Raw genomic sequence first — 20,957 nt, forward strand, 5'->3', positions numbered from 1 at the left:
CCCGAAGCGAAGAGGCCGTTCACTCGACCGGATGGCATATTCAGACGGTCCCTTCACGCCGCTCCTGGGCAGGGTGTACGCTCCCCGCCCTCAGCCACGGGCATAGTCCTTTGCCACATTCTCGATGAACTCACGTGTCTGGTCCGGGTTGAGAGCTTCGGCGCGCAAATGCTCGTACATGACGCTGTAGCTCTGCACATCGTGCGACTTCTCCAGGTAGAGGTCGCTCGTCACGCCCTCCAGATAGACGACGGAGGAGTCGGAGGCGTCCGGGAATTCCAGGATCGCGTACTGCCCGTTGACGCCGGGGTGCGCGCCCATCGAGAACGGCATCACCTGGACCGTCACATGAGGCATCTGCGAGACCTCGTTGAGCCGTTCCAGCTGCTCGACCATGGTCTGCCGCCCGCCCACCTGGCGGCGCAGTGCCGACTCGTCGAGAACCGCCCACAGCCGCAGCGGATGACGCGATTCGCTGATCCGCTCCTGGCGGCGCATGCGCACCTGGACGCGCTTCTCGATGTCCGCGGCGGACGCCTCGGGCTGAGCGCCCTCGCAGACGGCCTCCGCGTACGCCCGCGTCTGCAACAGGCCCGGCACGACCTGGGGTTCGTAGACCCGCAGGGAGGCCGCGTCCGTCTCCAGGCCGATGTAGACGCTGTAGGGGATGTCCCCGAACGCGTGCCACCAGCCCTGCTGACGGGACTCCTTGGCCATCTGCATCAGCGACTCGACTATGCGCTTGTCGTCGACCTCGTAGACACCGCACAGGTCCCGCACGTCGCGCTGGCTGATGCTGCGGCGCCCGTTCTCCAGACGGCTGATCTTCGACTGCGAGACGAGCAGGCGGTCCGCGACCTCTTCGGCCGTCATGTTCTTCAACTCGCGGAGGCGACGCAGTTCCTGGCCCAGACGGCGGCGTCGGACGGTGGGATTGACGTTTGACGCCACAGGGGCTGCACCTCCGCGTAAGTACGACTACTTTCAAGTAGATTGCCACCACCGTGAGCGATCTCGCTGGCGAATGGCAACAGAGGGTGCGGAGCCGGGCACGCAGACGGGTCGGGTTACGGCCATGATGCGGATTCCAGGCGCGAGTTCCGGCACACAGGACAGGGCGGCGCGCAGGGCGGGACGTCGCGCTCCGGGCGCACACGGGCACGGTCCGCATACCCCCGTGCACGCCTCTTGCCCGCCAAGGGCCTTGCAGATCAGGGTAGTTGTGGCGCCGCTCGGGGACGTGGGGAGCGGTTGCCCGCCTGCCTCCCGCACGCCTCGTCCATCCCGTACGCATGCGCGCGGGGTGGTGGTCCGGCTGTCCCCTTCGACAGCCTGACCACCACCCCGCGCGTCATCACGGTCCCGGCACGCGCGTTGCAGCGGTGCCGGTTGCGCGGGTGCGCTCACGCGCACCCCGTGATCAGCGTGCGCCGGCGCGGACCATCCCGCCCACACTCGGCCGTGCCTTCTCGGGCACCTGCCTGGACTGGACGTGCCCGGAGGGTACGCCCGCGCGCGCTGCCTGGGGACGGCCGTTCTGAGCGGTGGGCGTCGCCGGAGGTCCGGCCGCGCCGTTGCCCGCCGCACGCCGGGGCTGTGCCCCTGCGCCGTTCTGCACATCCATGACGGCGTGTGCGACGAGACCGCCCATCGGGTCGTGCCTTATCAGGTCCCGGAGCCGGGAGCGGCACGAGCGCCCCTCGTTACCGGGATAGAGGTGCTTGCCGAGGCCGACCGCGTGGGCCAGCGCAGCGAGCGCCGCCGTCCGCGGGTCCGGTGGCACGCCGGTACGGATCGCGGCATCCAGCCGGGTTCGGATCTCCCGGCTGATCGTCGTCTCCGTCGCCTGGTAGCGCGTCGTCGGCAACACCCCGCACATCTGGCTTGATACGGCATGCACCATGCCGCACCGCTCCAGGTGTGTGAGATAGGTTTGGCGAAGCCCCAATCGGGGCCCGCCGATCCAGTGGACGGCGCGCACCGGGCTGCCACGCCTTCGCAGCAACTCCAGTGCGGAGTCCAGAGTTGGATCTCCGGTCGGCCGTGGCAACACCACGGCGATACGGTCCCCATCAGGGGCTATACGTCCTGCGAGAGCCAGCTCGACGAGCTGGGCCCCGGCCAGGCCGAGGTCAAGCGACTGCGGCTGTGCCGTGGTGCCCGTGGCCGGGTCCAAGGCCAGCAGCAGAAGCTCCTCCGGAATAGTTCTGCGGCTCCTGCCCATCCATGCCTCCCCGCGTGGATGTCTGACAGGGTGACCCCTCTCACAATGGTCTGTCGAGGGTGCCTGGGCGTTATGGACGGGAACCAGTAGGTATGTCGTTCTCGTCTGCACGGTCGGAGAGACCTGTCCGTGACCTTGTCGGAGCCCCCGCGCGATATAGGGGGCGCGGCGGCCAGGACACTGTTAACTGTTACGGCGAGCGGCGAGCATTCATCAGCAGGAGGCATCGGTGGCGGGCGAGTCCCCCGACAAGGTGGAGCGCGAGGAGTCGTCGGGGGAGACGACGGCGAACGGCGGGGTGGTTGCGCCCAGGGGCGGTAAGAAGTCCCGGAAGAAGCGCGAACGGAAGGCGGAGGAACGGCCGGACGCCGCCGGCACCGACTCCGTCGAGGCCCCGGGCGAGGCCCGCGACGAGGCCACGGGAGAGGCTCCGGACACGCCCTCCGAGGACGCCGGGAGCGACGCGGCCGACGCGGAAGCGGAAGCCGCCGGCACCGCCGGTGAAGGCGACGCCGCCGAGAACTCCGGCACCGAAGGGACCGCGGAAGCGGAAAGCGGGTCCGGTGGCGCCGGGCGCAGCGACGCACGGTTGAAGGCCGCGGTGGCGGCGTGGGTCGCCGGTGCGGACGAGGAGCCCGGAGACGGGACGGCCGAGACGGACGAGGCGGGCCGGGACGGCGAGAGCGCCGGGACCGGAGCGGGGAAGTCCGGCGCAGGGCAGAAGAATTCAAGCCAAATCCCGACGGACGAGGTGCCCGGACGCCCGAAGTCCGACGACGACTCGGAGGCGTCTGCCGCATCGGCGGCCTCAGAGGGCTCAGACGGCGCTGAGAGCTCCGCGGGGCAGGCCGGCGAGGTCGACCACCCCACGGCGATGTTCAGGACCGTACGACCCGGCTCTGACGACTCCGCGTCCGCGACGGACAGCGAGGAGGCGGCGAGGCGGGCCGAGCGCATGACGGCGGCCTTCTTCGGTTCGGGTAAACCGTCGGAAACCGAAGAAGCGGGCGGAAAAGCAGAGGAAGCAGAAGAGAGCGAAGTAGAGAAGGCAGAAGCAACGGCAGAGGCAACGGCAGACGCAACGGCAGAAGCTCAGGGGGCGGACGCCGCTGCGGACTCCCCCGGGGAGCCGGAGCGGAGTCGGAGCGCCGGCGGCGACGAGCGCAGCACCGGCAAGGCCGAACCGGAGCCGGACGCGGGGGAACCGGAGCCGGACGCTGAGAAGCCGAAGGCGGACGCTGCGAAGTCTGAGGCCGATGCTGAGAAGTCTGAGGCCGATGCCGGGAAGCCGGAGCCGGAGGAGAGCGGCGACGGGTCCGGCAAGCGCGAGGAGCCGGCCGGAGAAGGCCAGCGGTCCGGGAAGGCCGCGAAGGCCGGTAAGCCTGCCGACGAGGCGGACAAAGCCGGTAAGCCATCCGACAAGGCGGACAAGGCCGGGGAACCAGCCGGCAAGGCCGCGAGCAAGGCAGCGGGCTCCGTGGACCAGCCCACGACGGCCTTCCGGGTGCAGCCGGACGCCGCGGGCGACGGCCCGAAGGGCTCGGGCGAGGAGAGCGGGAGCGCCGGCGGCCGTGTGGACCAGCCGACGACCGCATTCCGTACCGTCGAGCCTCCCGAGCGCGCCGAGGCCGGCGGCGCGGAGGCATCTGCCGGGTCCGAGGCATCGGCGGACGACAGGTCGGCGGACGACGAATCGGCGGACGACAAGAAGGATGCGGACGCAAAGCCCGCAAAGCCTGCCAAGCCCGTGGATCCGCGCATCGCCCCTCTCCCGAAGGCAGAGGGTGCCGGCAAGAAAACCGAAACCGAGACCGAGGGCGACGCCGACACCGGGACCGAGTCCGGGTCCGGCACGGCGAAGCCGGAGTCCGCCTCCCCGTCCGGGAAGACTTCCCCCTCGAAGACCGAGCCTGCGAAGCCGGGGCCCGCCAAGCCTGAGCCCGCCGAGTCGGACTCGGAGCGCACGAGCCAGTTCGTGCCCCTGCGCTCGGCCGACGCGCCCCCGCGCCCGACGCGTGAGCCCGACGTCGTCGTGCCGCCGAAGCCCGAGGGCAGTCCCACGGCGGGTGCGCTGCCTCCGGAGGTCGAGGCGCCCAAGCTCAGCGAGGCCGAGCTGACCAGGCAGCAGGTGCGGCCCGACCAGGCACCGATCGATCTGCTCGCCCAGCTGACCAACACCCCTCCGAAGCCGGAGACTCCGCTGCGCACCGCCGTGCGCCGGGTCAAGATCTGGACGCCGCTGGCGGTGCTGCTGGTGATCCTGTTCGCCATCGCACAGGCCGTACGGCCGCTGCCCGAACCGGAGTTGTCGCTGTCGGCCTCGCCGACCTACAACTTCCAGGGGCCCAAGCCGTCCGTGCCGTGGCCGTCCGAGGGGCAGGCCGCGCTCGACGTGCAGGGTCTCGGGTCGTTCGGCACGTCCGGGAAGCAGAAGCCGGTGCCCATCGCGAGCGTGGCGAAGGTGATGACCGCGTACGTCATCCTCCGGGACCACCCCGTGAAGAAGGGCTCGAAGGGCGCGAAGATCCCCGTCGACAAGAAGGCGGAGAAAGAGGCAGGCCTGAGCGCCCAGAACGAGTCGACCGTCGAGGTGAAGAAGGGCGACACGCTCTCCGAACAGGAGGCCGTGCAGGCGGTGATGATCGCGTCCGCCAACAACGTGGCACGTCTGCTGGCCCGTTGGGACGCTGGTTCGGAGAAGGCGTTCGCGAAGAAGATGAACGCGGCCGCCAAGGACCTGGGGATGAAGAACACCAAGTACACCGACCCCAGCGGTCTGACGGCCTCCACGGTGAGCACCGCCAGTGACCAGGTGAAGCTCGCCAAGAAGGCGATGGCGATCGACCTGTTCCGCGAGACGGTCCGGATGCCCGGCTACACCGACACCAAGGGCGACCAGCACGGCAACTGGAACAAGCTCGTCCCCCTCGACGGGGTCGTTGGCATCAAGACCGGTACGACGACGAAGGCGGGCGGCAACCTGCTCTTCGCCGCGGAGAAGAAGGTCGGCGGTACGGAACAGCTGATCGTCGGCGCGGTACTCGGTCAGTACCAGCCGTCGATACTCGACACGGTGCTCAGGGAGAGCAAGAAGCTCATCGACACCGCCCAGGACTCGCTGCGGGCGCAGAAGGTGGTGCAGAAGGGAGAGGTCGTCGGGTACGTGGACGACCAACTCGGCGGCAAGACACCCGTGGTCGCGTCCCGTGACGTCTCGGCCGTCGGCTGGTCCGGTCTGAAGGTGAGGCTCGGGCTCACGGACGGCGGCAAGGCACTGCCGCACGAAGGGAAGGCGGGCGACAGGGCCGGCACGCTGACCATCGGCGACGGGCCGGGCCAGGTGAGGGTGCCCGTGACGCTGAAGGACGACATGACGGAGCCGGGCTTCGGAGCGAAGTTGACCAGGATCCTGTGATCCGGGTGCCATGACCGGTGAGAAGGGCCCGGCTCACAAAGGAGTGGGGCGGGCCGAGCCGTACGGGGGAGAGAGCGCAGTGCCGACTGTGCAGGAGCCGCAGACGCCGGAGGGTGACGACGCCGGTATAAGTCCCGGGGACAAGGCCGTCCCCGGTACCGGGACGGACACCGGCACCGTGCCCGCACCCAGGCGGGAGGCGGAAGCCGTCGCCAGCGACGGCACAGCCACCCGCACCCGCAGCCGTGCGCCGTCACGGCCCCGCCGTCCGGCTTCGGACGGACATCCGGCCTCGGACCCGCATCCGGCCCCGGAAGGGCACGACGGCGCCGCGCGCTCCGCCGCCGAGATCGACACCGCCGCCGACCAGCACACACGCGCCGACGCCGAGGTCGGCGCAGGCGCCAGCGCGGGCGCCCTCGCCCCCGGGCACGAGGCGCCGAGCCCTGGCCATCCCGACCCGGACTCCGGCGCTCACCGCGCCGGCAGCCCCGCTCCGGAGCGCCCACGTCGGTCCCTACGGCGGCAGGCGGCGGAGATGCTGCGTCATCCCGTCGCTTCGTCGGTGCTGCTCGCGACCGTCCTGCATCTGCTGTGGCTGTGGCTGCTCGCCAGCGGCGGAGGCGATCTGGCGGCGCAGGACGCGTGGGCGAAGTTCGTCGGGGAGCACCCGGACTCGGCCTACAACCTCGCCTGGTACGGCGGGCTTCACCCCTTCTCGTACAGCGTGATCTCGCCCTATCTCATGGCGTGGCTGGGGGTGCGAAGCACTCTGATACTGGCCGGGATTCTCTCTTCCGGTCTGCTGGCGCTCATTCTGCAGCGGGTTCTGCGCAAGCCGCTCGCGCCCGCCCTGTGGGGTGCCTTCTCCTTCACGTGCAACGCGGCCTCGGGCCGTGTGACCTTCGCGCTCGGCGTGCTCTTCGCCCTCGGGGCGGTCGCCATGGTGTGGGCCTGGCCGCGGCGCTGGTGGCGCAGCGCCGGCAAGGGGCGGGTCGCCCGGGGGGCCGCCGCCGCGCTGCTGGCGGCGCTCGCTACGACGGGCAGCCCCGTCGCCGGGCTCTTCCTCGAAGTCGTGGCCGCCGCCCTCTTCCTCGACCGGCGCCGTCAGGCCGCCTACTCGCTCGCGGTCACACCGCCCGTCGTGGTGCTGCTCTCGTCGGTCCTCTTCCCCTTCCAGGGGCTCCAGCCGATCCCGTGGTGGTCGGTGCTCTTCCCGCTCGCCGGAGCCGTGTCCGCCTATCTGCTCGTGCCGCGTTCGTGGCGCACCGTGCGGCTCGGCGCGCTCGTGTACGCGGCCGGCGCCGTGCTCACGTGGATGATCCCCTCGCAGGTCGGGTCGAACGTGGAGCGTCTGAGCCTGCTCTTCGGCGTGGTGATCCTGCTCGCGGCCGCTCCGCTGATCGTCCGCGACTGGCGGTCGCGGCGCGGCGTGGCGATGATCGTCGCGCTGGTCGTCGCGGCCGGCTGGCAGATCGGCAAGCCCTCCTACGACGTCTTCGCCACGACTCCGGACGACGCGTGGACGGGTGAACTCCGGCCCCTCGTCCAGCAGTTGAAGCGGGTCGACGCGTCACGCGGGCGGGTCGAGGTGGTGCCCGTACGAAGTCACCGCGAGGCGTCGGCTCTCGCTCCGTATGTGAATCTCGCCCGCGGCTGGAACAGGCAGGCCGACACCGACCGCAACCCGGTCTTCTACGAGAACGGCAATCTGACGCCGGAGAGTTACCACAAGTGGCTGCGGCGCTGGGCGGTGCACTACGTGGTGCTGCCGTCCTCGCCGCCGGACGGGGCGGGCAAGGAGGAGGCCGAGATCGTCCGCAGGGGGCAGCCCTATCTGAAGGAGATCTGGAGCGGCGTGCACTGGCGGCTCTTCCGCGTCGCCGATCCGCAGCCGATGGCGGAACCTCCGGCGAGCGTGACGCACGCGGGAGCGGGCGAGGTGCGCGTGAAGGTGCGGCAGCGCGGAGCGGTGCTCGTGCGGATCCCCTGGTCGCCCTGGCTGGGCCTGGTCGACTCGCAAGGCCGCCGCATCGAGGCTCCGAAGCCGGGGGAGCCGAACCGTCAGGGCTGTGTGCGCAAGGCCAGGCCGCAGGTGGGCGGTCCGCCGCCGCCCGGCCAGGAGGAGCCGGTGACGGACACCTGGACGCTGCTGGAGGCGCCGCGCCCCGGCACGTACCGGCTGGCGGCGCCCTACAAGCTGCCCCGCGGTACGACCTGTCCGAGCGGTGCGGGCGGCCTCGGTGCGATGGCCGGGACGGGCGACGGCAGCGGGGCGGCACCCTTTGGCAGCGCGGCCGAGCGCTGAATGCGGCAGTGACACGTCGGTGGCAGTGTTCAGGCTGACGAGGGGACGGGCCCACGGGGTGCCGGCGCCGGGGCGGCCGGTGTCAGCTGCCGCTGCCGTAGGGGCGGGTGAGGATCTCCATGGAGTGCCCGTCCGGGTCGGCCCAGTAGACGCCGCGGCCACCGTCGTTGTGGTTGATCTCGCCGGCGTGCTGACGGAACGGGTCCGCCCAGTAGGTCAGTCCGGCGTCCTGGATGCGGCCGAAGATGGCGTCGAACTCGTCCTCGGAGACGAGGAACGCGTAGTGCTGCGGCGTGACGCCGCCTTCGCCCGCGTCCGCGAAGTCGAGCGTCACGTCGTTGGCGGCGACGACGGGAAGGAACGGGCCGAACTGCGGCTGCACTTCGAGCCCCAGCAGGCCGGCGAGGAAGTCGGCCGACGCCTTCTTGTCGGTGGCGTGGACGATGGTGTGGTTGAGCTGGACGGCCATGTGTGTCTCCCCATTCGCTCGGTACGGGCAGCGCGCCGGGTGCCACGGGTGCCGGCCACGGGCGCGCCTGTCCTGCCTTGCTCTCGGTTCCAACGGAGACCCGGCGCGGTTGATTTCGGGATCGGCTTCGGTCTTTCGTCGTAGTCCCGCGGCCGGACGCGGGCTCCCGCGGGCGACGCCGCGGGAGCCCGGTCAAGAAGGTACGTGCATGCCGGTGCGTGGCAGCAGCGGCACGAGGGCGTCCCAGCGCTTCATCTCGCAGCCGTTCTCGCGGTTGAAGTGCGCGTCGACGCGCCGCCCGGCCCAGACACCGCGCACATGTGCGCTCGCCGGGCCGCCGTACTGCATGGTGCAGCGCGTGCCGGGGGCCACGGGGGCGAAGGGGTCCTTGCCCCAGACGGTCAGTTCGTCGAGCCCGTCGCAGGCTTCCTCGGCGTCGCGGTGGTCGCCCGCGGTGGGGTGGCAGTACAGCTCGGAGGTGCCGTCGGTGGTGGCACTGCCGGATTCGGCGATGGTGACCGTGAGGTGGTCGACCTGTCCGTGGCGTACGTCGGCGAGAGCGTCGGGGGTGACGGTCAGGGCTGACGTCAGTGCGGTGGCGGTGAGGGCGAGGCGGCGGATCAGCATCGTGGACTCCTGGGCACCGGTAGGGGAGGGACGAGGGGAACGCGAGCGGGTCGGTACGAGCGACGCGGTGGCGGGCAGGGGGCGGCGTGCGGACTGCCGGTCCGGTGGGCCCCTTGGTCCGCCAACGCGCCGGACGGTGCGCCCGTCGCGCTCGGGGCGGCACGTTGACCGGAACGAGTTACACCCGAGCCGCATACGGACGGACCGACGGCAGCGGGAAGTAAGGCGGGGAGGGAGACGGCTCCCGTGCCGCCGTTCGGTCCCCGGCCGCTCCGGAACCCGTGCGGCAGCCGTCCCCTCACTCGTGGGCGTCGCTGCCGGGGGGTGCCGGACGGCTGTCGCCGAGGGCGCCGGTTAGCGGACCCCTCGGGAGGAGGGCGTCGTGCGGCGGGCCGGGGACCTGCCGTGCCTCAGGGCTCTCGGGTGTGTGCGGTTCGTCGCGGGCGCCGGGCCCGTCCGGCCCGAAGGAACCGTCCGGCAGGACCCGCCGGTGTTCCCGCGGTGCTCCTGGAACGGTCCTGCCCTGGCGGTTCCATTCGTTCGCGAGCCCGGCGTAGATCGGCTCCAGCCAGTAGGCGCCGGTCAGCTCCGCGAACTGCGTGCGGGGTTCGCCGAGCCCGAGTACGTCGCCTCGTGCGGTCCTCAGAACGATGAATGACGTGTTTCCCATGCCGGAGCAACCCCCGATGGCCGTGCGGGGACACCGTCCGCTCGGTCGCTTCACTGCCACGAGGGCCCTCGTTCGATCACACGTTGGTCACGGAACGTCAAGAACCGGTGTCAATGCCCGAGTCTGTACGGATGCGGGGCCGGGAACGCCTGGGCCAGGAGCGGACGGGAGCGTGGGCGTTGCGGCCGGCGTCACCGTCCATGACAGGGGGATCTTCGTGCGAAAGCTGACCTACTTCATCGCCGTCTCGATCGACGGCTTCATCGGTGGGCCCGACGGTGAGGCCCAGTTCTTCACCGAGTACGTGGACGAGGAGTTCCTCGAGTTCCTCAAGGCGGAGTTCCCCGAGACCCTGCCGACCAACGGGCGCCGAATGCTGGGCCTTGACGACCTGGAGAACCAGCAGTTCGACACGGTCATCCAGGGCAGGGCCAGCTACGACATCGCGCTGGATCTCGATGTCACCAGCCCGTACGCGCACATGCGCCAGTTCGTCGCCTCACGCAGCATCGAGAAGTCGCCGGACCCGGCGGTGGAGATCGTCTCGGATGACCTGGTGGGGCGGGTCCGTGCTCTGAAGGAGGAAGAGGGGCCGCTCGGGATCTATCTGTGCGGCGGTTCCGGGCTTGCCGGTGAACTTGTGGACGAGGTCGACGAGTTGGTGCTCAAGACCTATCCGGTGGTTCTCGGCTCCGGCATGCCGATGTTCGCATCGGGGTTCGCCCTCACGGAGTTCGAGCTCGACTCGGTCCGTACGTTCGGCAACGGCATCCTCGTCAGGCGGTACAGCCGGAAGCGCTGACCCGGCATCTGGCCCTCGCCGGGGCCCGGCGGGGGGAGGGTCAGCTGATCTGGCGGCGGACCAGCTGGTGGAACTCGCCGGAGGTGTCGGCGAGGAGCTCCGCGGGCGTCCCCTGCTGGACGATCCGGCCTCGCGACATCACGAGCACACGGTCGGCGTCCATGACGGTGGAGAGCCGGTGTGCGATCACGACGCGCGTTGCCTGCAGCTTGCGGGTGCTCTCGGTGACGATGCGCTGGGTCTCGTTGTCGAGGGCGCTCGTCGCCTCGTCGAAGTAGAGGATGCGCGGCCGCCGGATGAGCGCCTGGGCGATCATCAGGCGCTGCCGCTGTCCGCCGGAGACGGCGGCGCCGCCGTCCGAGAGGATCGTGTGCATCCCCATGGGCATGCGCTTGATGTCCTCGGCGAGGCCCGCCATCTCCGCGGCTTCCCACGCCTCGTCGTGCGAGTAGATCTCCGCCCCGCATATGGAGTCGAGGATCGAGCCGACGAACGGCTGCGCGTTCTGGAGCACGACGCCGCACTGCCGGCGCACCGCCGCCTGGTCGAGGGCGGCCAGGTCCTGCCCGTCGTAGAGCACGCTGCCGGAGCCCGGCTTCTCGAAGCCGATGAGAAGCCTCAGCAGCGTCGACTTGCCGCAGCCGCTCGGCCCGACGACGGCCACGAACTCGCCGGGCTCGACGCGCAGCGTGACGTCGTCGAGCGTCAGCGGGCCGTCATCGCTGTACCGGAAGGACAGCTGCCGCGCCTCGATCTCGCCGGTGAGTTCGCCGGGCTGCGAGCTGCCGCCGCGCACCTCGGTGGGCTCGTGCAGCACGGGCTTGACCTTCTCGAACATCGGCAGCGCCGCGGCGGCGGAGATCAGCGAGTTGGTCAGCTGGGTCACCGACGTCAGCATCATCGTGACGGCGGTGTTGAAGGTGAGGAAGCCGCTGGAGGACAGGCTGCCCCGGGCCGGGCCCGCCAGCAGCATGAACAGGATGAGAGAAGTGAGCGGCAGATAGACCGAGTTGAGGACCGTGGTGAGGTTCTTGATCCGGCCGACGCGCTGCTGGAGCTCACGGCTGCGCGCGAACTCCCGTGCCCACGCCGCGTAGGCGAAGCTCTCGGCTGCGGCCACGCGGAGCTTCGGCAGCCCGCGCAGCGTCTGGAACGACATGTTGTTGAGCTTGTTGTTGAGGTCGACCAGTTTGCTCTGCCAGCGCAGTTGCCAGATCCCCATCGCGACGAACGCCCCAGCGATGACGACGAGAAGGCCGACCGCCATCAGAGCCAGCGGGACGCTGTAGAAGAGGAGCAGCACCAGGTTCATCGAGCCGATCGTGCACGCCTGCACGGCCACCGGCCCGACACCGGACAGCACCCGCCGCATGGTGCTGATCCCCATGGCCGCGCTGGCCAGTTCACCCGTGGAGCGCTCCGCGAAGAACTTCGTCGGCAGCCGCAACAGCCGGTCCCAGACGGCGGGTTGCAGCGCCGCCTCGACGCGTCCCTCCATGCGCAGGATGGAGTTGTTCTGCAGCAGCATGAAGGCGGCGGAGACGATGCTGCTCAGCACGATCGCCAGGGAGACCTGCTTGATGAGACTGGTCTCGGCGTTCGGCACGAACTCACCGAGCACCTTCCCCGTCGCGATCGGCACCAGCGCTCCCAGGCCGACCGCGACGAGCCCGCCGAGGAGCAGGTTCCGCAGGTCCATGCGGGTCCCGCCCAGACAGAAGCGCAGCAACTGCCAGGCGTTCATGGGCTCTTCGGGCAGCGGCCGGTAGAACATCACGGCACGCGGCTCGAACTCCTCGGCGCGTGACTTGCGGATCCTGATGCGCCCGCCGTCCGCGTCCACCGCCTCGTACCGTCCGCGCCGCCACAGCAGCGCCACCGGGTCACCGGAGCCTGCCTTGTGGCCCACGAGCGGTCCGGTGTTCTCCCGCCACCAGCGGCCCTGGAGCTTCACCACCCGGGTGCGGACGCGTGAGCTGAGGGCGATGCGCTCTACGGGATTCGTACGGTCGTTGACGGCGCGGCCCTGCGCGGGAGCGGACAGCTCGATGCCTGCCGCGCCGGCGGCCTTGCGGGCGACGACGAGTGTCGCGTCGTCGTTCGCGGACGAGGAGCCTGAGGAGCCCTTGCCGGTGGTGTTGATGGAGGCCAGCAGCGCCTGGTCGGCCTGGGCGCGCACGGTCTCGCCGGCCTCGATGCCCGCGGCCGTACGGTCCTCGTGCGCACGCTCGAGCCGTTCGATCCACCGGTCGAGGGCGGAGAGCAGCCGGAACTGCTGGTCGACCATGCGCTGCCACACTGCGCCGTCGACGAGCAGTTGGGACGCCGCCTCCTGGCTGAACTCGGCCCCGTACTGGACGCTGCGGGGATCCACGTGCATCCAGAGGATCTCGTCGTCGTCCTGGCCGTAACCGGCGCCCGGGTGGACGGCGTCCGGGGTGACCTCGCCGTCGAGCGGCGCCTCGAAGAGCACCCGGAGGCTGCGTCCGATGCCCGTGGCGAAGGCATTGTCGAGCGGGGTGTGGGGCAGTGCCGCGATGCCGTCGGCCGGGGTCTGGGTCTGGTCCCAGGCAGCGTGGCCCTGGAAGTGGGCGGAGACACTGCTGTACTCGGGCCTGTGCAGTTCGCGGAGTTCGATGCGGCGCAGCCCGCACTCCCGCAGCGGCCTTCCGACCAGCGTGTGCTGAGTGCCCTCGATCGGGCCGAGGAGCAGGGTTCCGGGCTCCAGCCTGCCGAGGAAGTGCCAGTGGCCCTGCTGAACCACGTCGACCGCGAACAGGTCCATGGCTCCGGCGGTCACCAGCCACAGCACATGGGGGCCTTCGAGGGGGAGGCTTCGCATGCCGACGCAGTCGACTCCGTCGCCGAGCATGCCGAAGGCGGCGGTCACCGGGTCCTGGGGGTGCGTCGCGACGGTGCTGTGCCCGCCGGTGTCGTGGGCGGGGGAGCGGTGCTCTCCCGTGTCCTGCATCGGGACCCGGTGCTCGCCGGTGTCGTAGGCGGGAGCCGGGTGTTCGGCGGTGTCGTACGAGTTCGTGCCGTACGGGGGAGTGCCGTGCGCGCCTGTGGCGTACGCGCCTGTGTCGTACGTGCCCGTGTCGTACGTGCCCGTGTCGTACGGAGTGCCGTACGAGCCGCCGCCCTGGCCCACGGCCTGTTGCGTACCGGTGTCGTGCGTGCCGTTCTGCGGACTCGGGGTGCCGTACGGCGGTGTGTGCTCGCTCTCCTCGGCCGTGCCGAAGGAGCCCGGGTGCCACTGGCCCGCCTGCCACGAGCCGGTGTCCTGCCCGGTCGTGCGCGGGTCCCGTGCGGAGCCGTCGCCGGATGCCACGTCAGTGCTCCTTGACCAGTTCGGCGTACGGGCCGCCGCGGGCGACCAGTTCCTCGTGGCGCCCGCGTTCGACGATACTGCCGTGGTCCAGCATGACGATCTCGTCGCTGTCGCGGACCGTGCTCAGCCTGTGAGCGATGACGACGCACGCGCAGCCGCGCCGCCGCAGGTTGTCGATGATGACCTGCTCGGTCTGGGCGTCCAGCGCGCTCGTCACCTCGTCCAGCACGAGGATGCTCGGCCGGCGCACCAGCGCGCGGGCGATCTCGAGGCGCTGCCTCTGCCCGCCGGAGAGGTTGCGGCCGTCCTGCTCGACGCGGCTGTGGATGCCGCCGGGACGGCGCGTGAAGTCGTCGAGCACGGCGGCGTCCCGCAAGGCGGCCGTGACGGCCTCGTCGGAAATGGACGGGTCCCACAGCGCCACGTTGTCCCGCACCGTTCCCTCGAAGAGGAAGACGTCCTGGTCCACGAAGGAGACGGAGGCGGCCAGCGCGCTGCGGGAGATGTCCTCCAGCCGCTGCCCGTCGATGCGGATCACTCCCTCCCACGGGCTGTAGAGACCCGAAATCAGCCTGGAGACGGTGGACTTGCCGCTGCCGGAGCCGCCGACGAGCGCGACCTGCCGGCCCGGTCCGACCGACAGGGAGAAGTCCGTGAGCAGCGGCTTGTCGAGCGGGCTGTAGCCGAAGGTGATGCTCTCCAGCGACACATGGCCCTTGAGGCGGCGGGTGTCGGCGATGGGCTCGCGCCGCGAATAGAGCGAGTCGACGGGGAAGTTCTCCACGTCCTTCAGCCTGGCCACGTCGGCGGCGAAGTCCTGGATGCGTCCCGCGACGCCGTTGAGCCGCGTGATGGGAGCGGTGAAGCGCGTCACGAGCGCCTGGAAGGCGACCAGCAGACCGATGGAGATGTGCCCCTCGACCGCGCGCATGCCGCCGATCCAGAGGATCATCGCGCTGTTGAGCGTCGCGAGCGTGGGCGCGACGACGGCGAGCCAGGCCGTGGGCACGCCGAGCTTCTGCTGCTCCTCCAGGGTCGTGGCGTGCTGCCCGGACCAGCGGCGGAAGTACCCGTTCTCGCCGCCGGTGGCCTTCATCGTCTCGATCAACTGCAGGCCGGTGTAAGAGGTGTTGGTGAGGCGCGCGGTGTCCGCGCGGAGCTTCTGCGTGCCGGTGGCGCGCAGCCGGATCACCACGCGCATCGCGACGAGGTTCAACAGCGCGATGAGCACACCGATGACGGTCAGCTGGGGGTCGTACGTCCACAGCAGCACCGCGTAGAGGATGACGACGATCGCGTCCACGCCCGCGGCGGCGAGGTCGCGGGAGAGCGTCTCGGCGACGGTGTCGTTGGACTGCAGTCGCTGCACGAGGTCGGCGGGGCTGCGCTGCGCGAAGAACGTGACCGGCAGCCGGAGCAGATGCCGGAAGAAGCGTGCGCTGCTGAGCGTCGAGGAGATGATGCGGCCGCGCAGCAGATTCGCCTGCTGGAGCGCGGTCAGCGCGGCGGTCAGCACGACCATGGCGCCCATCGAGGCGAACAGCACGCCCAGCAGCGACGTCTGGTCCCCGATGAGGAACATGTCGATGTACGTGCGGCTCAGCGCCGGCACCGCGGCGCCCACCCCGACGAGCAGGAGGCTGGCCAGCAGCGCGGCCAGCATCGTGCCGGTGGTGCGGCGAAGCCTCGCCGGCATGGCGCTCATGGCACTGGGACGCTTGCCGCCGCGGCGGAAGTCCTCACCGGGTTCGAAGGTGAGGACGACGCCGGTGAAGCTGGTGTCGAACTCGTCCAGCGGGACGAAACGCCGGCCCTTGTCGGGGTCGTTGATGTGCACGCCGCGCTTGCCGAAGCGGCGTCCCATCCCCTCGTAGACGACGTAGTGGTTGAACTCCCAGAACAGGACGGCGGGTCCGGGCACCTCCGCGAGCGCCGCGGGCTCCATCTGCATGCCCTTGGCGGTCAGGCCGTAACTGCGGGCCGCCTTCAGGAGGTTGCTGGCGCGCGAGCCGTCGCGGGAGACGCCGCAGGCGATGCGCAGCTGTTCGAGGGGGACGTGCCGGCCGAAGTAGCCGAGGACCATGGACAGGGCGGCGGCGCCGCACTCCACGGCCTCCATCTGCAGCACGGTCGGTGTGCGTACCGACTTGTACCGGGGCTTCGGTATCTGCTGCGGCGACGTACGCCGGGCGGCGCCCGTACGGTGCTTGCCGCTGCTCTTCGCGCCGGACTTGCCGCTCTTGCCGGTCTCGGGGCGGTGTTTCCTGCGGCCGGGGGGCGGCAGCCGGTTCTCGCCGGTGTCGTCCGGCTCGGGGGCGCGTGCCTCCTCGGTGCGTGCCTTCTTGGGACGCGCGTCCTTCTTGGTGCGTGCCTTCCTTGGAGGTGCGTCCTTGGTGCGTGCCTTCTGGGAACGCGGCGCCTCGGTGCGTGACTTCGGGAAGCGCGGTGGTTCGGAACGCGGTGGTTCGGAACGCGGCGGTTCCGAACGCGGTGGTTCCGAACGCGGTGGTTCGGTACGTGCCTTCTGGGGACGCGCGGCCTCCGAACGCGCCGCTTTCAGGCGCGCGGCGCTCGTGCGCGGCTCCTTGGCGGCCTTCTGCCGCCGGCTCACGGGAGCAGCCAATCGATGGGGCGCTCCGAGGGCTGATGTATCGCGCCTTCGGCGATCGTCATGGAGTCGATCTTGTAGGGCGGGCCCTTCTCCGAGGACCATCTGTAACCGGACTTCGTCGTCGCCGACTTGTCCAGCGTCACCATGATCGCGATGGGCTGGCCGTCCTTGGTGAACTGCGCGCCGAGCTGGGGGTTACCGAGGAAGCTGGTGACCTGCTGGCGGGTCTGGGCGGCCCTGCCGACGGCCTTGACGCGGCCCCGCAGGACGCCGTACTCGTCGGTCGGCGCCGACTGGACGGTCAGGTCGACCGCGGCTCCGGGGGAGACCGTGGAACCGCTGCTGCCCGGTACGTACAGCATGGCCACGAGCGGCTCGTCCGCCCGCTCCACACGCTCGACGGTTGCCACGTCCTTGCCGGGGGCGATCACGGAGCCGATCTTCGCGGTCAGCGATGTCATGCGGCCTGCGGACACGGTACGAACTGCCCTGTACCCGCGGTCCGTCTGCACCTTCAGCACCGGAGTGTTGGCCGGCAGCATGCGGCCCTCCTCGGCCAGCACCTGCACGACCTGGCCCGCGACGGGGCTCTGCAGCACGTAGCTGCCCTTGGCGTGGGTGAGGACACCGGGCGCGTCCAGCTTTCCGGAGACCTTGCCGGTGACAGCCCAATAGCCCGCTCCCGCCATGACGAGAACGGTCACGAGCAGCACGAGCCAGCCCTGCGGGCGCGCGTAGCGCACAGGCAGGTCGAGTTCCTCGGGGGACTGCAGCTTGGAAAACGCCTTCTGGCGGAACTGCACGGGGCTATTCCCTCAACTGCGTTCGTCGCTTTCAGGCATGACGCTTCCTTCGGGGCGGCGGGCGGTACACCGGGTTCGTCGGTCGAGCGGTCCGGCGCTCGGCCGCCGACGCCAATTCGGGGACAAGGGCCACGAGTGTTCCACAACTGTCCCCGGACGCATCCGTAAGCCCCGGAACAAGGGGGTTCCGGGGCTCACGTTCACCCCACTGGGATTCGGATGCTCCGAGCGGGACGGGCTGTGCACTGCTGGCCCGGCCGCTCGGTCGCGACCATCGCCTCAGAGACCGGCGAGGCCCGTGACCTGGGAGGTGTCGACACCGGTCAGGCCGGAGGCAACGCCGTTCACGGCGTCGGTGGTCTCGGAAACCGGGGCGACGGAGTCGGCGGTGCTCACAGCGGTGCCGACGACCGAGCCCAGGACGCCACCCGAAACGTTGTCGAGGTCGTTGTCGGAAATCTCGCGGGTCTCAATGAAGTCCATGAGTTGAGCTTCCCTTCGCTTGCTTTGGTGTTCTCAATAGCAACGGCCGGCTCGGGGAAAGCCGTCCGGCCGTACGAGCGGTCGTCTGATGCCCGACGTCGGGAACCATTCGTTCAACTTCCGCGTCAGGGCCCGATCAAAGCATGCGTACATGCCGCCCGGCCACTCAACCGTGTGCTCGCCCGGCGCCGATACGGCCACTCAACTTCGTTGCGGTGTAGTCGCGTCCACGAATTCGTGGCGATCTCTTCACTTGTCACTCCTGGCGTGTCCGCACGGGGCGGTGTCTGACGCGACCTCAAATGGACATTCCCTCATCAACCTCACCGGCCCCGGTGTGGCCGGGTGCACATCCCAGGAGGCATGTGCCGTCCCTAAGGACCAGTTGTGCAGGTTCGCTGAATTCAGTTTCGGTGGGCAGCACTTGCTCCGGCCTGCGCAGGTCTGACCTGGGAATGGGGCCTCTGTCGAGGCGATCCACGGAAGAGGTGACTCGTGGTAATGGAAGAAATCCGCACCGGAGTCCTCCCGTAATACGAGCGCCTAAGGAGTGGTAAGGGCGAAATGACTCGTTCAAATGCTGAGACATGCACGCGGCGTGCACATCCGAATCATGGCCCGACCTCGGAAGCCGTTCCTGCCGTGGAATCCATAAGTGTCCTGCGATCGCCGCAACATGACGGCAAGTCAGCCAACTGCTCCGGTCCGTACGGAAATGGGGCTTTTCGACGCCTGGGAAGAGGTGGTCGCGTCCGGTGGGTGAATGCCCGGCACGCGCCCTCATGGAAGTCCCGGGGCGGGCGGGTGGACGGCCGCGGCCGAGAGGAGTGGGCGGGTGACGGCACCGGCATCTGCCGGACCTGGCCCGGCCGGTGACGGGCTGTGCGGTCCTGGCCCGGCCGGTGACGGGCTGTGCGGTCCTGGCCCGCGATCGCCCCGGGGTGAAGGTGACCGGTCCTATATCCCGCGAGTGGGACAAAATCCAGGAAATCGGAGAGCCGTGCAGAACCGTGACGAATCCAGGCCGCCCTCGTTGAATGTGTGCAGGCTGGTCGTGGGCCTTCCCCACGTTGGCGATCGAGGCCCCGGGCTCCTCCCCCGGGGCCTCGGTCTTTCCTGAACGGATCCGCCCGCCAAGGGTCGTCCGGAGAATGGCCCCGTGTGTACTGGGGAGGGTCAGCCAGTGCCGTCATGGAAGCGGAGCCGCCCGGTGCGAGCGACCAGTCCTCCGGCGCCGCCCCCGTCCGTGCGCCGGGCACGTGCCGCCGTCTCGGCCGTCTTCTTCGTGCACGGCGCGGTGTTCGCGTCGTGGGCCGCCCGCGTGCCCGCCGTCCAGGACCAACTCCAGCTGTCGGCAGGCATGTTGGGTCTCGTGATGGCCGGTCCCGGCCTGGGTGCCCTGGCCGGCAGTCAGGCGGGCGGGCTGCTGGTGCACCGGCTGGGCAGCCGCGCGGTCAGCGCCTCGGCACCGGTGTCGCTGTGCGTGCCCCTGGCCCTGGTCCCGGCCGCGCCCTCGGAGTGGACCCTGATGGCGGTGCTGGTGCTGCTGGGTGCCGCCGACGGGTGCACATCAGTGGCGATGAACGCCCAAGCGGTCGTCGTGCAGGGCCGGTACGGGCGCACGGTGCTCAACTCCATGCATGCCATCCGCAGCATCGGAGCCGTCGCGGGAGGGCTGGCCGGAGTCGCCACCGTCTCCCTCGGCCTGTCGCTCGCCGCGCAGTTCGCCGTCATGGCCGCCGTTCTCGCCGTGCTCTCGGCGGTGGCGGCGTGCGGGCTGCTGCCGGACGGGGGACCGGTCGAGCCTGCGGGTGAAGGGGCCGGCGAACGCCGCGAGGGCGGCGCCGAAGAGGGCCGCACGCACCTGGCCCCGGCTCCGGCCGCCGAGGAACGGCAGGGGAGGCCGGTGAAGTCCTCGGGCGCGCGGCGCAGGTCGGCCACCGTGCTGCTGCTCGCCGTGACGACCTTCCTCGCCGCACTCGTGGAGGACGCCCCCGCGTCCTGGAGCGGTGTGTATCTGCGTCACATCGGTGCCGACGCGGCCACGGCCGCCGCCGGGTACGCCGCCTTCAGCGCGGGCAGCGTCGTGACGCGGCTCCTCAACGACCGGCTCGTGAACCGCCTCGGGTGGGTGCGGCTGATCCGGACCGGCACGCTGTGCTGCGCCGCCGTACTGGCCGCGGCCCTGCTCCTCGGGACTCCCGCGGTGGCGCTCGCCGCGTTCGTGGTCGCGGGCGCCGGGATCAGCGCGGTCTTCCCCGGTGCGTTCACCGCCGCGGGTGCGCTTCGCGATCCTGCGCCGGCGATGGGTCAGATCGGGTTCGCCGGCAATCTCGGCTGGCTGCTCGTCCCGCCTCTGATAGGCGGGCTGGCGACGCTCGTCGGGCTTCCGGCCGCTCTCGGAGTGCTGGTGCTCGCGTCCCTCGCCATCGCCGCGCTCGCACCGGTGGTACGTGCTGACACCGTCCGTACCACAGCCCTCAACGGCGTTACCGGCGAGTTGCGTTGAACGCAAAACTTCTGCGCACGCGCCTATTTGGCAAGCGCTTGTTCTGTCATGCTCATGCTTCAACAGTTCCGATGTTGCTGCACCTCTCCCCCACGGAGGTAAGAAATGCGTCGAAGACTCGCTGCGGGCGTCGTTGTTTCGTCCGCAAGTCTCCTCGCCGTCATCGGCACCGCCACAACCGCTGTCGCGGACCCGGCCGACAAACCCCAGGTCCTCGCGAGCTGGACCCAGACCGACGCCGGGAGCCAGAACGCCTTCCTGGCCGCCAGGGCCGACCAGGGCTCATGGGCCGCCTACAACTTCGACTGGTCGACGGACGTCTGCTCCTCGTCCCCTGACAACCCGTTCGGCTTCCCCTTCGAGAACGGCTGCATCCGGCACGACTTCGGCTACCGCAACTACAAGGCTCAGGGCACCTTCGAGGCCAACAAGTCCCGCGTCGACAGCGCCTTCTACGAAGATCTCAAGCGCGTCTGCGCCGGATACAGCGGCGCGACGAAGGAGTCCTGCAACGCTCTCGCATGGACCTACTACCAGGCCGTCGTGATCCTCGGCGTCAAGAAGGGCAGCCCGGTCGGCTGACGCACCGCCGGACGGGGCACAGTGACGAAGTACCGCGAAGAGGTACCTCGATGAGGCACGGCGCAACAGTGCGCGGGACGCCGCTCGGTGGCTGCGGCGTCCCGCGCACTCTCGTCATCCGGT

14 protein-coding genes are annotated in these 20,957 nt (G+C 70.2%); 5 read left to right on the top strand and 9 right to left on the bottom strand.

All coding sequences use genetic code 11. From position 1 onward, the window contains the following. Positions 1-90: 90 nt before the first annotated feature. Positions 91-951 carry a helix-turn-helix domain-containing protein gene (locus tag G4Z16_RS19790; RefSeq protein ID WP_197352057.1) on the bottom strand — a complete coding sequence of 287 codons (861 nt, stop codon included), beginning with the start codon at positions 949-951 and terminating at the stop codon, positions 91-93. Positions 952-1,420: 469 nt separating this feature from the next. Beyond that, positions 1,421-2,224 carry a GOLPH3/VPS74 family protein gene (locus tag G4Z16_RS19795; protein WP_197352058.1) on the bottom strand — a complete coding sequence of 268 codons (804 nt, stop codon included), beginning with the start codon at positions 2,222-2,224 and terminating at the stop codon, positions 1,421-1,423. 229 nt (positions 2,225-2,453) lie between these two features. Here G4Z16_RS19795 and G4Z16_RS19800 point away from each other — a divergent pair, with 229 nt between their 5' ends. After that, positions 2,454-5,639, top strand: a complete 3,186-nt coding sequence (locus G4Z16_RS19800) for a D-alanyl-D-alanine carboxypeptidase (RefSeq protein WP_246530957.1) — start codon at positions 2,454-2,456, stop codon at positions 5,637-5,639. A 538-nt stretch (positions 5,640-6,177) separates the two neighbouring features. Beyond that, on the top strand, positions 6,178-7,947 hold the full coding sequence (locus tag G4Z16_RS19805) for a DUF2339 domain-containing protein (protein WP_246531331.1): 1,770 nt from the start codon (positions 6,178-6,180) through the stop codon (positions 7,945-7,947). A gap of 82 nt (positions 7,948-8,029) precedes the next feature. On the opposite strand, the gene G4Z16_RS19810 is transcribed toward G4Z16_RS19805, so the two are convergent. The 3 genes from G4Z16_RS19810 to G4Z16_RS19820 all read right to left on the bottom strand — a co-directional run bounded on the left by G4Z16_RS19810 (position 8,030) and on the right by G4Z16_RS19820 (position 9,713). Further along, positions 8,030-8,416, bottom strand: a complete 387-nt coding sequence (locus G4Z16_RS19810; RefSeq protein WP_197352060.1) for a VOC family protein — start codon at positions 8,414-8,416, stop codon at positions 8,030-8,032. 192 nt (positions 8,417-8,608) lie between these two features. Then, positions 8,609-9,043, bottom strand: coding sequence for an SSI family serine proteinase inhibitor (locus G4Z16_RS19815; RefSeq protein ID WP_197352061.1), 435 nt, complete (start codon positions 9,041-9,043; stop codon positions 8,609-8,611). A 298-nt stretch (positions 9,044-9,341) separates the two neighbouring features. Next, positions 9,342-9,713: a hypothetical protein gene (locus G4Z16_RS19820; RefSeq protein ID WP_197352062.1), complete on the bottom strand. Its 372-nt coding sequence runs from the start codon at positions 9,711-9,713 to the stop codon at positions 9,342-9,344. A gap of 217 nt (positions 9,714-9,930) precedes the next feature. Here G4Z16_RS19820 and G4Z16_RS19825 point away from each other — a divergent pair, with 217 nt between their 5' ends. Then, the gene (locus G4Z16_RS19825) at positions 9,931-10,515 is read left to right on the top strand and encodes a dihydrofolate reductase family protein (RefSeq protein WP_197354771.1); all 585 of its coding nucleotides are present in this window, start codon (positions 9,931-9,933) and stop codon (positions 10,513-10,515) included. A gap of 40 nt (positions 10,516-10,555) precedes the next feature. Here G4Z16_RS19825 and G4Z16_RS19830 read toward each other — a convergent pair whose 3' ends face one another. The 4 genes from G4Z16_RS19830 to G4Z16_RS19845 form a co-directional block, all read right to left on the bottom strand. Further along, positions 10,556-13,387 carry an NHLP bacteriocin export ABC transporter permease/ATPase subunit gene (locus G4Z16_RS19830; RefSeq protein ID WP_246531332.1) on the bottom strand — a complete coding sequence of 944 codons (2,832 nt, stop codon included), beginning with the start codon at positions 13,385-13,387 and terminating at the stop codon, positions 10,556-10,558. Between the two features lie 460 nt (positions 13,388-13,847). Next, entirely contained in the window at positions 13,848-15,965 is a 2,118-nt protein-coding gene (locus G4Z16_RS19835) for an NHLP family bacteriocin export ABC transporter peptidase/permease/ATPase subunit (protein WP_246531333.1), read from the bottom strand. Between the two features lie 488 nt (positions 15,966-16,453). Beyond that, on the bottom strand, positions 16,454-17,260 hold the full coding sequence (locus tag G4Z16_RS19840; RefSeq protein ID WP_197352063.1) for an HlyD family efflux transporter periplasmic adaptor subunit: 807 nt from the start codon (positions 17,258-17,260) through the stop codon (positions 16,454-16,456). Positions 17,261-17,539: 279 nt separating this feature from the next. Beyond that, positions 17,540-17,743, bottom strand: coding sequence for a hypothetical protein (locus G4Z16_RS19845; protein ID WP_028436646.1), 204 nt, complete (start codon positions 17,741-17,743; stop codon positions 17,540-17,542). A 1,210-nt stretch (positions 17,744-18,953) separates the two neighbouring features. Between G4Z16_RS19845 and G4Z16_RS19850 the strand changes: the two genes are divergently transcribed. Both G4Z16_RS19850 and G4Z16_RS19855 read left to right on the top strand, forming a co-directional pair. Next, complete coding sequence (locus tag G4Z16_RS19850) at positions 18,954-20,252, top strand: MFS transporter (RefSeq protein WP_197352064.1); 1,299 nt, start codon at positions 18,954-18,956, stop codon at positions 20,250-20,252. A 105-nt stretch (positions 20,253-20,357) separates the two neighbouring features. Continuing rightward, complete coding sequence (locus G4Z16_RS19855; protein WP_197352065.1) at positions 20,358-20,834, top strand: phospholipase; 477 nt, start codon at positions 20,358-20,360, stop codon at positions 20,832-20,834. Positions 20,835-20,957 lie beyond the last annotated feature (123 nt).

Origin of the sequence: Streptomyces bathyalis (assembly GCF_015910445.1) — a bacterium.
GTDB lineage: Bacteria > Actinomycetota > Actinomycetes > Streptomycetales > Streptomycetaceae > Streptomyces > Streptomyces bathyalis.

Excerpts from the sequence above, each read along its gene's own strand:
- G4Z16_RS19795 (WP_197352058.1), bottom strand. The coding sequence starts at position 2,224 with ATGGGCAGGAGCCGCAGAACTATTCCGGAGGAGCTTCTGCTGCTGGCC.
- G4Z16_RS19805 (WP_246531331.1), top strand. The coding sequence starts at position 6,178 with ATGCTGCGTCATCCCGTCGCTTCGTCGGTGCTGCTCGCGACCGTCCTG.
- G4Z16_RS19810 (WP_197352060.1), bottom strand. The coding sequence starts at position 8,416 with ATGGCCGTCCAGCTCAACCACACCATCGTCCACGCCACCGACAAGAAG.
- G4Z16_RS19815 (WP_197352061.1), bottom strand. The coding sequence starts at position 9,043 with ATGCTGATCCGCCGCCTCGCCCTCACCGCCACCGCACTGACGTCAGCC.
- G4Z16_RS19820 (WP_197352062.1), bottom strand. The coding sequence starts at position 9,713 with ATGGGAAACACGTCATTCATCGTTCTGAGGACCGCACGAGGCGACGTA.
- G4Z16_RS19830 (WP_246531332.1), bottom strand. The coding sequence starts at position 13,387 with ATGCTCGGCGACGGAGTCGACTGCGTCGGCATGCGAAGCCTCCCCCTC.
- G4Z16_RS19835 (WP_246531333.1), bottom strand. The coding sequence starts at position 15,965 with ATGGAGGCCGTGGAGTGCGGCGCCGCCGCCCTGTCCATGGTCCTCGGC.
- G4Z16_RS19845 (WP_028436646.1), bottom strand. The coding sequence starts at position 17,743 with ATGGACTTCATTGAGACCCGCGAGATTTCCGACAACGACCTCGACAAC.
- G4Z16_RS19855 (WP_197352065.1), top strand. The coding sequence starts at position 20,358 with ATGCGTCGAAGACTCGCTGCGGGCGTCGTTGTTTCGTCCGCAAGTCTC.